At 38.8% G+C, this 12645-nt stretch carries 10 protein-coding genes; 3 read left to right on the top strand and 7 right to left on the bottom strand.

Going from position 1 to position 12645, the window contains the following annotated elements:
* Positions 1-45: 45 nt before the first annotated feature.
* Positions 46-342, bottom strand: a complete 297-nt coding sequence (locus tag NYQ66_RS03455) for a hypothetical protein (RefSeq protein WP_259866864.1) — start codon at positions 340-342, stop codon at positions 46-48.
* Between the two features lie 166 nt (positions 343-508).
* Positions 509-1381 (bottom strand): AraC family transcriptional regulator, encoded by an 873-nt coding sequence (locus NYQ66_RS03460; protein WP_259866866.1) that lies wholly within the window; start codon positions 1379-1381, stop codon positions 509-511.
* 303 nt (positions 1382-1684) lie between these two features.
* Between NYQ66_RS03460 and NYQ66_RS03465 the strand changes: the two genes are divergently transcribed.
* Entirely contained in the window at positions 1685-2908 is a 1224-nt protein-coding gene (locus NYQ66_RS03465) for a PAS domain-containing protein (RefSeq protein WP_259866868.1), read from the top strand.
* Positions 2909-2989: 81 nt separating this feature from the next.
* Here NYQ66_RS03465 and NYQ66_RS03470 read toward each other — a convergent pair whose 3' ends face one another.
* The 4 genes from NYQ66_RS03470 to NYQ66_RS03485 form a co-directional block, all read right to left on the bottom strand.
* Positions 2990-4576, bottom strand: coding sequence for a PTS sugar transporter (locus NYQ66_RS03470; RefSeq protein ID WP_259866870.1), 1587 nt, complete (start codon positions 4574-4576; stop codon positions 2990-2992).
* A 237-nt stretch (positions 4577-4813) separates the two neighbouring features.
* A complete protein-coding gene (locus NYQ66_RS03475) occupies positions 4814-5605 on the bottom strand; it encodes a helix-turn-helix domain-containing protein (protein WP_259866872.1) in 792 nt (263 codons plus the stop codon).
* Between the two features lie 365 nt (positions 5606-5970).
* Complete coding sequence (locus NYQ66_RS03480) at positions 5971-6540, bottom strand: 5' nucleotidase, NT5C type (RefSeq protein WP_259866875.1); 570 nt, start codon at positions 6538-6540, stop codon at positions 5971-5973.
* A gap of 41 nt (positions 6541-6581) precedes the next feature.
* Positions 6582-7325, bottom strand: a complete 744-nt coding sequence (locus NYQ66_RS03485) for a GTP cyclohydrolase II (protein ID WP_259866877.1) — start codon at positions 7323-7325, stop codon at positions 6582-6584.
* Positions 7326-7952: 627 nt separating this feature from the next.
* On the opposite strand from NYQ66_RS03485, the gene NYQ66_RS03490 reads away from it, so the two are divergent.
* The gene (locus tag NYQ66_RS03490; RefSeq protein WP_259866879.1) at positions 7953-8486 is read left to right on the top strand and encodes a DUF6944 family repetitive protein; all 534 of its coding nucleotides are present in this window, start codon (positions 7953-7955) and stop codon (positions 8484-8486) included.
* 128 nt (positions 8487-8614) lie between these two features.
* Here the strand turns inward: NYQ66_RS03490 and NYQ66_RS03495 are convergent, their stop codons facing one another.
* Positions 8615-11398, bottom strand: coding sequence for a glycoside hydrolase family 3 C-terminal domain-containing protein (locus NYQ66_RS03495; RefSeq protein ID WP_259866881.1), 2784 nt, complete (start codon positions 11396-11398; stop codon positions 8615-8617).
* 170 nt (positions 11399-11568) lie between these two features.
* Between NYQ66_RS03495 and NYQ66_RS03500 the strand changes: the two genes are divergently transcribed.
* On the top strand, positions 11569-12342 hold the full coding sequence (locus NYQ66_RS03500; RefSeq protein WP_311202003.1) for a helix-turn-helix domain-containing protein: 774 nt from the start codon (positions 11569-11571) through the stop codon (positions 12340-12342).
* The last annotated feature ends 303 nt before the right edge of the window (positions 12343-12645 follow it).

Genomic DNA, 12645 nt, shown 5'->3' on the forward strand with positions numbered 1-12645 from the left:
CGTGGACAACTGTCCATATAAGGGGTCAGACCCCAATGTCAAAGCTTAATAGTAAGGATACGGTGGGTATGGGTATGGTGGATATGGTGGATACACCGGATATGGATATCCATATACTGGTCTTGGTGGTCTAGGTGGTATTAAAGCACCTGCTGCCAATCCTGTTAGAAATGGAACACCAAATCCTAGTCCTGGGCCAAAACCAGGGCCAAATCCGGGACCAAAACCGGGGCCAAAACCGGGGCCAAATCCAATTCCAGGACGTCCCCTTTCATCCATTGGATCGCAGTAGTCAGTTGGTTCACAAACATGATAGGGTAATTCATTATAATATGAATTCACTTTCATCCTCCTCTTTAAAAAAGCTCTCACTAGATCTTATGAAGGATTGGGTGAATGTTCTTGGGTGGTTATCCTGATTTTGCGAATTTTTATGACAAATGCCTGAATCTTTTCATACATAAGGGGTCTGACCCCTGCTTGTTGACCCCTGCTTGTTTCCCTTGAGTTACTTTTTCTTCACTGGAATCCAAATTTCACTTCTGTACTTTGGATTACTCATATCCTTGCTCTCATTCCTTAAAATCTCAGGCCCTTTAACTGTCTCATATCCTGATGACGGAAACCATTCTGCATATATTCTTCCCCATATGTTTTGTAGTGTTTCAGGGAAAGGACCAATCGATTCAAATACTGCCCAGGTATTGGCTTCCACTTGTAGTACATCAAATCCTTCAGTTGCCTTACTTGAAGTCGCTACTCCAATATAATGGTCTAACGTGCCCTTTTCCTCCATTCTTCCTTCAGAGAAATTTGTAGAAGCACTAATAATCCCTATTGGCTCCATATCCGAAAGTGTTTTAAATCTCGTTATAATATCAGGTGTTAGTAATTCATACATTTTAGCAATCTCTGGATTGACCCCATTAAAAATGATTGGGACTTTCTTCTTCAATCCAACAATTTTAAATGGTTCCTTTTCAACAATTCGATAATTCATTTCGCATCCTCCTTGAATGGATAGTTGGAAGGTCATTCTAGGATATGCTTTTATTTTTGCACTTTCATTTCTTGCTTCAGATGGCAGAATACCATGCATTGAATGAAAAGCACGTGAAAATGAATCAGCCGAACCATATCCATATTTGACAGCTACATCGATTATTCTCAAATCAGAGTCTTTTAGTTCAAGTGCAGCCAATGTTAATCTCCTTCTTCTAATGTACTCAGATAAACTAATACCAGATAAAAAAGAAAACATGCGTTTAAAATGATACTCCGAACAACATGCAATTTTTGAAAGTTCGCTAGACTCAATTTCCTCTTTCAAGTGCTCCTCGATATAGGCTAGTGCATGATTCATACTGCTTAACGAATCCATGTAATGCCCCCCTTTCAACATCAATAATAGCAAAGGTTACATTTACTCATCCGACAATCTGTGCACAGTTTAGTCGATTCATCTTCCTAGCTTTATATCCATTTAAATAAAAATAAGTGCCTTAGTCAAAACACCTGTGTTCCACATCACAATCTTTCCTTTTTCTATATAGTAAAATGAAGACAGTACAATAATAAGAGGCTTATCAACCCAAATTCATACATTTTAAAATCCGCCGATCCATGTTCAATCCTTAACAAAGAATGAGTTTTAACAATAAAAATCACAACGAGGTGAAAAGTGATGGAAGCACATTTAGATTTTAAAGTCATTGATTCAATAAAAGGTTTATTGCTTCATATACATCAAGAGGAGGCAGAACAAAGCATCAAAGAAGGTTTTGAGCAGCACGTTCAGCACTTAGACACGTTGGATATTTTGTTGATTTTACAAGAATTAAACTTTGATACCAACAGTTTTTCAAATGAAGATATCAAAAAGTTCTTTGATATGTATCAAGACATATACGGGCAATCGCTTCTAGATATTGATGTTCCCACTGCTGCGCATCCGAGTCATCCTATTTATATTTTCAAAAAGGAAAATCAGTTTTTTGAAAGCCTCCTAGTGCGAATAAATGATCAAATAAAAGCGATTGATCAAGATCTACAACACCCGACAGATCAGCTCTTGCTTGAAATGAAACAATTAGGGCAGCTTTACAGTCATTATAATCGTAAAGAAAAACTCTTTTTCCCGATTTTAGAGCGTTATGGCGTTTTTACGCTTCCACGAATCATGTGGGCGGACGATGATCATATTCGGACATTATATAAAGGTGCCAATCGCATGATGGAAAAAATTCCAGACATCGATTTCAAACACGTTAAGCAAGCTTTCATTGATTTAGAAAAAGCTTGTAAAGACATGCTTTTTGAAGAAGCGTACACACTATTACCTGTTGCCCAGTCTCTGTTTAATGAAGACAACTGGATTGCTATTACAATGGAAAGTAAAGCATTTGGCTATGCAGTAGAAGTACCAGAAGAAAGCTGGATTCCGAAAGACAAGTTAGCGGAGGCAGAAGAAATAAATACGGAAGCAAACGATACAGAACATGTGCGTTTTGGTGGAGGGTTTTTAACGATCAAAGAAGCCAACCATATTCTCAACAACATACCACTAGAGCTAACGTTTGTTGATAAAAATGGCATTTTTAAATACTTCAATGAAGTAGTGGAATCATCCGAGATGATGTTTATCCGCACACCAACTTCCATTGGGCGAAATGTCGGCATGTGCCACCCACCTAAGAGTATGGGGAAAGTCATGCAAATCATCCGTGACCTGAAGTCGAGGACAAAAGAATCAGAAACAATGTGGTTCAAAAAGAAAGATCAATATGTTCATATTACGTATAAAGGTTTGTTCGACGAAAACGAGGAGTTCCTAGGAATCTTAGAATATGTGCAAGATATCCAGCCCTTCATGGACTTGCCAAGAGAAGTGAAAAGGGAATTGAGTTAACTCGTAAACAAGGGGATGGTTCTTGTGTCCACAAAATTGTGGACACAAGAACCGTCCCCCTGTTTCCATTACATTAAGCGCCTAAGCACTTTTACTAATACCTTCATCCAATACCGTATTTTTTTGTTTGGATATTTTATTAACAACAAACGTAATAATGAATGCTGATAAAAACGGCACAACCATTGCAATGACGAACCCAATAACATTGTTAGCTAATAATGGTGCTGTAAACGTTGGTACATAAGCCGTTCCTCTTACATCAAAAGCCCCAACTAATGCTCCACCAATTCCAGCTGAAAATAGTGCACCGGCAAATATCCACTTACTTGAGAACATGAATGGGTAAGCAGATTCAACAAATGTTCCAAATCCCATATTTATAGCAAATCCAGGTGCGGCAACAGCTGCTTCCCCTTTATCGCGAGGAGAAATGATGTTTGCTAAGTTGATACCTGCTGCAACCATCACAAGGCCAACCATGTCCACTGCACCTAAAAAACTATTACCAGTCCGCTCCATTTCAAGCAATACAATTGGCAGAATTGCCGCATGATAGACACCCCCAAGAATTGCCGGCCAAATTAACACACCGGCAACTAAGCCGGCCAAAATTGGATTAAACGCAACTGTTGTCTCAATTGCTTGTTTAATAAGATCTCCTAGTGCGAGTGCTATTGGACCAATGAAATAGTAAATTAATAGACCTGATAGCAGACCAGCAAGTCCTCCTGCCGCAATATTTACAGTAGTCATTGGAAAACGCCATCCCACAAAAACTTGGAATAAATATCTGACAAGTAGACCAGCTATAATACCACCGATCATTCCACCAATAATTCCACCATCCACAGACAGAACACCGGCAATGACCCCTGCTACAATCGAAACCTCATCCAACTCTGAAATCTGCTTAGCCGCAATTACAGCAATTACAACTGGTAAGGCACCAATTAATACATCAAACACATCACTTAGTACACCTAATCCAGGGATTTTACTAAATGCCAATACTAAGGCCATTGCAATAAAGCCAGGAAGTGCTGACATCATAATTCCACGTATATTAATGTTTTTTAGCGCAGAACCTTGTGTGGCTTTTGCACTATTATTGCTACTCCCCAATAAAGGTTTATAACTTACGCCAAAATGCTTACTTAAGGAAGTCACAAAAGAAACGGCTCTTGTTCTATTTGTTGTACCTGTTGTGCCAGAAGTCGCAATCACGTTACCGCCCCGCGAACTTACAATCGCCATCGATGTGCCGCCTGTTCCAACAATTGGAATTTTCCTGTCTGCAGCTGCAGCAAGCGCTTCTTTATTCGCACTTTTTGGATCCGCACTCATGAGAATAATTCCATCAATCTCCCCATTTTTGATCTGAGCTGCAATCTCTTTATCTAGACTTTCCACTTTTTTATTAATCTCTTCTAATGTATTAACATCGCTTTCTACAAAAGATTGCTTTGGATCTATCGTCCACAAAGATGCCCTCGTATTAGGTTTTGCATGATCCATAGATTCTTGTGCTGCAATAAATTGTGTAGCAACAATTTCCATCTGTGCAGAGGAAGCTTGTATTTTTATTTCACTTAGCAACTTACTAGCATTTTTCCCGCCAAGATTGTACAAATTCCCCCCGCTACTTCCTAAAACAGCTATTCGCATTGATAATCCCCCACTTTATTATCTAGTTTTATCTAAAACTCTTTTTCTTTATTACTCTACCACAATAAAGTAAGGGAGCGAAAGTATTTCTTCGCTTCGAATGAAATTTTAGTATAGTGAAAGAAAACATGCATATAAGTAAAAGAATGGAACAGAGTTATCTCTACTCCATTCTATTTATTTTAAAACTTCTAGTACTAGATTAATGAATATAATCCTTTCACATTCACATCTCCATTAGAACCATTCTTTCCATTTGCGTTTCCACTTTTTATTTGATTTTGCATTTAATCGCTCCAAATGCGCTTCGTTTTTCACGAGTAATTCATACGATTCTATCATCATAATGATCGGAATAAGAAGGGAAACACCGATAGCAATAAATACAACTAGCACCGGATAATAAGGTACGAGAACACCGTGACTAATATCTTTGCTTTCTAATAAAAAACCTACGAAGCTAATTGCGATTAGTACAATCCCAATCGTCGCTACCGTAGTGTATTTCTTCTTAACTTCCTTATATCTCTGCTTCAACGCTTCAAGATAATGATGATCAAAAAGTAACGGGTCCTGTTTCAACACTGCATAACTATTATCTGTTCTCATTACAGCAGTTACTATTTGTAAAACCCCAAGTGTCGCAATGATAATGATAAGAAATGAATAAACCTCTGGACGATCCTTGAATACAAGATATGGAATTGTAGATAAGATTAACAAGCTTATTCCTAATGCAAAAGGTATGGTTGTTTTATTTACATGCATTAAAAAACCCTCCGCCATTTCCTTACTTACATAATGACCTCGCTCATTCTTGTTCTGTTCTTTGGAAGTTCCTTTGAGTAAGTAATCAACTGACACCTCAAACATGTTTGAGATCATTAGTAGTTTTTCTGTTTCTGGAAACCCTTGCCCATTCTCCCATTTGCTAATGGCCTGCCTGCTCGTATTTAATTTCTCCGCCATCGCTTCCTGAGATAAACCCTTTTCTTTCCTCAATTTGTATAATGTTTCACCGAAAATCATGTACATGAACTCCTTCCACTTTTGATACCAAAATTGTATGAAAATACTGATGTAGATACCATCATGTTGCAGTTGCACTTTGTCAACTCACGGTTGCATGTATGTAAATGACATGTTTTTCTGAAATTATTAAATCCTTTTTCCCTTAAGATCCAAAATGGTGCCTAGTAACGATCATAGGACAAACTGTACCAAAAGACCACCGTTTTCATAGTACACTTTTGACAGACCTCCATTAATTATCCCTACAATAAAATAATGCCTATGACAACCCATTTTATTGTTGGATGGCCAACTCGTAAACAGGGGGACGGTTCTTGTGTCCACAAAATTGTGGACACAAGAACCGTCCCCCTGTTTCCAAATCACTGGTTACTTATTACTCTCTGTAAATCTCCCCAGTCTGTTATCCTAGGGAAATCCAAGTGCCGATTGTACGATTGATCTTTTACAAAGACCACCGTATTTCCTTTATCTACTAGTGTGTTTAACACATCTGGTTTATCATCAAAGTAATAATCGAGTTGTAGCTGTTGGATAATTTCTACCTTTTCGTCATCTCTCATGCCATAGAAAAAGTGATCATCCTTTACAGGAAACCCTCGCCTTTTCAGCCATTCCTTTGTTCGTTCGCCATGCGCTTTATTTCTTGATGTGATATAAAAAATGTCATGGCCTTCTTCATCTAATTCCCGTAATGTTTCTAATGCATTTGGAAAGGGTGGACAAGATGTATAATAAATCTCTTCCAATGAAGATGTCCACATGGTACTCCCTTCCTCGTCTGTCAGACCAAAGGGTTCGTGTATCTCAACTCGATCGAGTTTGTGAAAAATATCAACGGGGATATTTTTACCCAGTTTTTTATTGTAAATATGAAAAGCATGTTCTCTTAAGTTGATCAATGTATCATCAATGTCGAATCCAAACTTCATAAACTAATTCACCTCATTGTATAGCCAGAACCATGTAGAGCTCATGACTGCTCTTCTCCAATGTGACCCGAGCGATTTACTTTTGTTTCTAAATATTTCGCATTAAATTCTGAACGATCTCCCCATATAGGTTCTCTTCCTGATACCGGCAGACCAGCATTGATTAACGCCTCTAATTTTTTCGGGTTATTCGTCATTAGCGTTACAGGCTTACTTCTTAATGCTTTTAAAACATCAATGGCATCACTATAATTTCTAGAATCATCAACAAAGCCAAGTGCTTCATTCGCTTCAACCGTATCATAGTCATTCTCCTGAAGAATGTATGCCATCGCTTTACTGAATAGACCAATGCCTCTTCCTTCATGATTAGCTAAATAAAATAAAGCGCCTGTTCCGTGTTCGACGATATTTTTCATGGACTGCTTTAATTGGAAACCACAATCACACCTTTTGCTCCCGAATATATCTCCTGTGTGACAAATCGAATGCATTCTAATAATCGCATCATCGCTATAGCTAAAATCGCCGTATGTTAACACACTGGATTGTTGGAATTCAGCTAAATTGGCTGAGGATAACTTTTCGATAACCCGGTTGAAATCCTCCGTTACCTCGTCACAGTTTAACCAGCAATACCAGTTGAACTCCACTGTCTCACCATACAAATTAACAGGAAGTTTGATCGGTCCAACTAAATAGATGGCACCTTTCTCTGATTTTATTAATTGAATTTTATCTTCGAGAACGGAAAGTATCTTAGATTGGAGATTTGCTTGTGTCATACGTATTCCACCTTTTTTCTTAGTTTGATGTTAAAGTAATTTCTTCATAGAGGGAAATTTATGGTTTTGCGCTTTATCCTTAAACTAGTTGTATTTTTATTGATTTGGGCAAGAGCAAATCATTACTGTTTTCGCACGGAAATACTAAATTCAGTTCTTATCCGTCCAATACATATTATAATCTTTTGATTTGTTTAATGGTAATTTTCCGTTTCGCATGCGAGAATTTTAGCACCTAGGACCGAGAAGATTCTATTATTTGAAGGGTGATTCCTTCAGTTGAAATGCAAGTGTCGCCTGACCAACCATGCAACAAATATTGGAGACGAAAAATCGTGGTAATATCTTAAGTTATTCAGTCGGATTAATAAAAAAAAATAGGAAATCCAATACAAATTACTTGTACTGTATTTCCTATTTGAAAGGCTGCTGATTGTTGGCTGTTTTGTTTTAGTAAAAAACAGACGGTTCTTATTTCCACAAAATTGTGGACATAAGAACCGTCCCCCTGTTTCCACCCAATTTTACTGTTTATTAAAATTATAGCCATTTCCTATCAACCTGCCTATAACACTCCATTCTTTCTAACGTACAATAATGGAAGAATGCTGATCAGGTGTGATAATGATGGAAAAGGAATCTAATGTAATTCTTGGAACATGGATGGAAGCAATCGGTACCATCGTAGCTGCTGTGGGAAGTACACCCTACAAAAATATTTCCAAAGAATTACTTAACGACTTAAATTTAGTAGGTAATGTAATGCAAGGAACTGGAAATGCAATAATGGCGGATAGCATAGATAATCAAACGCTAAATAAAATCGGGGCTGAAATACAAGCAATTGGTAATACAACTATCGTAGCAAAATATTTGATAGACTTTCCTCGAACAACTGAACTGGAGTTAGTTATAAAAGGTAATCTCATCCAAGCGTTGGGTGCTGGAGTAAGTACTTCCACAACCGATTGGAAGCACAAACCTTCCATACAAGACATTTATATAACTTATGGAAATATCCTACAAGTCATTGGTAATACTTTACAAGCCATTTCTACCGGTACGGAACTAAGAGGTGGAGAAGCACAAACCCTTAATGTAGTTGGAAGTTGGATCCAAGCCATAGGTGCTGTAATGGCAGCGATCGGACAAAGTCAGTAGGATGGATGGAGTGGAATTAAACCTTTTCCACCCATCCATAACGTGACTTATGTCAACAGAAAATATAGAGCCTTCTACTAATTTACTGCTAAATATATGGAGTTACTAAGGCACGCATTTCGACTGATCTACAACTGTTTAAACTCAATCCATTTCACTTCCATTCCAGGCTTAATAAAGGAAAGCTTCAACTCATATAAACCTGGCTCTAAATCTACTTTTACTAGCTTCTGCCTGATCCATTTTCCATCTGTTCCATTCGTTTGAATCGTTGTCATTAATCGATCATTTAAAGTGACGTTGCAAGCTGTTTGGGATTGGTTTGTTTCAGGCGACATAATCTTAACTATAATCCGATATAAACCTGCTTCTTCTACTTGGATGATGCTCGATTCCGGATGCAGCAGCTCAACTTTTGCATTCTCAGATAAAGATTGAGCATTTAAGGACGCAAGAGCTGGATTAGCAGTAAAATGATTCACTGTTTCATTGATTTCTTGTTTTCGGGAAAACACTGGTGCATCCATTAAAAATCTACAGATATTAATAGCTGAACGTTGTAATTCCCCTCGTGTTAGTGACCCATTCTCTAACGCCTTCATCGTGTTATCTTCAGACGCATTAATCTCGGCTCCGTAGTTATTCACAACCATATACAAATCATTCTGCGCCCGGACCATGGCACCCGTATTTTGTCGATCAGCAGGTCCGCCTTCTACGCAGTCGTTCATCTTCGCCCACCAATCGGTCATCACAATGCCTGTATAGCCCCATTCTTTACGAAGCACCGTTGTATTCAAGTCATAATTCGAAGCAGCCCAATGCCCGTTGATCGGGTTGTAGGATGTCATGATTCCTTTCGCGCCACCCTCTTTGACAGCCATTTCAAATCCTTTGAGGTAGATTTCTCGCAGCGCACGCTCTGAGACAACTGCATCTACATTCGTTCTCGAAAACTCCTGACTGTTACACGCAAAATGCTTCGGTGTTGCATGCGCTCCACTTGTCATAATTCCACGTGTATTCGCGATCGCAAAAGCACCTGTAATTAGTGGATCCTCTGAAAAATACTCAAAGTTACGACCGTTTAATGGGCTTCTTCTTATATTTATTCCTGGTCCTAACAACATATCGATCTCATTTCGAATCAGTTCTTGCCCTTCTAATTCATAAAGCGCCTCTACTAGTTCAAGATCCCACGTTGCTGCAAGCAACGTCCCGATAGGCACTTGTGTTGCCTTATGCCCACTATCCATTCGGATCCCCGAAGGACCATCTGCTGTACAGCCAATTGGAATACCATAATTAAACAATTGATCGCTAACACCACCAAATGCCGATGCCGTTCCAGGTGTGACAAGCGGACTACTCATCCCTTCACCACGAACGATCGTCGCCAATTCTTCATCGGACAATTGTGCAATAAACGTTTCGATACTGACCTTGTTATCATAAACGTCGCGTAACGTGTACCCTTGATTGCCTGTTTGCTCGTATGTTTGTGGTTGGTTTTCTTTTATCCGATCTGCTAATGATACTTTTCGCTTCGGGACTTCTGTATAAAGCAATTCATAGGAACCGTCTTCTCTTTGTCCACCTGGTTTCATTCGCTTGAAATCCTCCGTAGGTGCCAAAACTTCCTCCAATTGTTCAACCACTTGGAGTTGATCGACGGTATATCCACTGCTGCCCTCCACGTCTACCTTCACAACATCTTTCACACTGTTTCCGACGTAAAAATGATACACACCAGTTTCCAACACATACGCTGATGGATAACCTGTCACGCCTTCATCATCATAAGAAGCCATGCTTTTCACAGAGAAACGAATCGATACTTTCTCTGACTCACCTGGTCTCAGTACACTTGTTTTAGCGAACCCTGCTAATACTTTCGCAGGTTTGCCGAGCTTCCCTTGGGGTGCTTCATAATAGACTTGAACCACTTCTTGACCTGTGTATGTGGAGCCCGTATTTTTCACCGTGACTTTTACATCCACATACGCTTCTCCATTTTCTGTGATTAGCTTTGCTTCACTAGGCGTCATGTCAAAATCCGTATAAGACATGCCGTATCCGAAGGCAAATTGAACTTTTTCAGGACAAAAAGTCTCAAAATAACGATAGCCTACATAAATGTCTTCTTGATAGAAATTCATAAATTCATCTCCGTGATTATGTGTAGATGGATAATCCTGTATCGAATAAGCAATCGTGTCCGTTAATTTACCACTTGGCGTAACATCCCCAACTAGGACATCACTAATGGCATTTCCACCTTCCATCCCACCATGCCATGCATAGATAACACTTTTGATCGGGTGGACATGCGCGGTGTCATTAAGCCATGACATGTCGATAATGTTGGAAACATTTAATACCACCGACACCTTTTCAAAATACGTCGTTACGAGCTTCAGCATATTTTTTTCTTCCGCCGTTAATTGGTAGCTTCCTTCTTCATCTTTATTGTCCTGATCTTCCCCTGCAGTCCGTCCAATAACAACGATGGCCTTCTCAGAATTAATTCTAGCTTTTGAAACGATGTCCTCGGATAAAGGCATTTCCTGTTGATGCCATGGCTCAGCAGCCCAGCCGCCACCGCCATTATCAAATGGATTTTCTTTCACCCAATTTTCATAAATATGCGCCAAATCTTCATTGACGTTTATATTTTCCTTATTACGGAGACCTTCTAGTAGGTTAGTCGTATAGGCCACATTGACACTTCCACCAGACCCCGTACCACTTCTGTAGTAATTGATTTGCGTCCTTCCAAAAACAGAAACCATTTCTCCATCTTTGATTGGTAGCACATGATCCTCATTTTTTAGTAGCACTGCACCTTCTGCGGCAACTTTTCTACTAAATGCAGCAAAACCTTCTAACGGAACACCTATTTTTTCATTCATCCTTATTTCCCCCTCCATTATGCAAAATGCTATATATATGTAAAAGAAATCATAAATTACTTATTTAACTACATGATAATAGAAATACAGTATTTTGAATATAAATGATATGATTATAACATGAACTATTTTGCTATTTACTATAAATCAGATACAAGAAGGTAATGGATATGCATATTGAATTTTGTGGATACTCTTTTCACACGGAAGGCTTCTATTCTTCTTTTAAAACCGGTATGGGGGGATACCTTTTCAGGCTCCAAACCGAAGGAACATGTGAAGTTGTAGTAAGAGGGGAACATATACTTATTGAAAAAGGAGACCTATTATTAGTTAAACCTGAGGATGAATATGAAATTTTAATTGCAGAAGGACAAAATAGTGGTGATTATCACCTATTATTCTCTGGAACATGGATGGATGATTGGTGGAACCAAAGCCCTAAACCAACTACTGTCCGGGTTGATTTAGATGATGAATTTCTATCGTTATGGCGTTTTATCATTTCCGAATTTAGACGACCAGACATGGAGAAAAACGATGCATTAACCAATCATCTGTTACGGGCGCTGTGCTTATCCTTAGAAAGAACAATCACGGAAAGATCTCCTGGATTTAAGCGGCCTTATGTTGTAACAAGAATGATGCGTTACATCGAAGAGCATGCCATAGAGCAAACATTTACCATTGATCATGTAGCTACATGTGCAAATCTAAGTGTGTCACGATCCGTTCATCTTTTTAAAGATTATGTTGGGAAAACAATGATTGCATATGCCCAACAAGTAAGATTATCCGCTGCAATCGACCAAATGACCTATACCAACCAAACGCTAGAGACCATCGCATATAACTGCGGATTTGGTGCCTATTCCTACTTCCACCGCGTTTTCAAAAAGCACTACGGCGTTGCACCTGGTGAATATAGAAGGAAAGATTCTTAAAAGGGGTCAGACCCCTGCCGTGGACAACTGTCCATGTGAGGGGGCTGACCCCTTTAAAAAATATTGGTATATCCCAGCATCGATTTTAATGTAACGTACAAAAAGAATATAAGTATTACTAGGATAAACCAAGAATACGGATGCTTTTTATTTCTTATGATTTTATATATAAAAATAATCAATACTAGGATAAGAATTATGCCAAAAACTAGTGGTAACAAAACGTACACGGTATAATCACGCACCTATTAAAAGGTTAGTCGTTTATCGATCGGTGTCTGATATTTAAAAAATGCACTTCTC

The organism is Aquibacillus koreensis (assembly GCF_025154055.1).
GTDB lineage: Bacteria > Bacillota > Bacilli > Bacillales > Amphibacillaceae > Aquibacillus_C > Aquibacillus_C koreensis.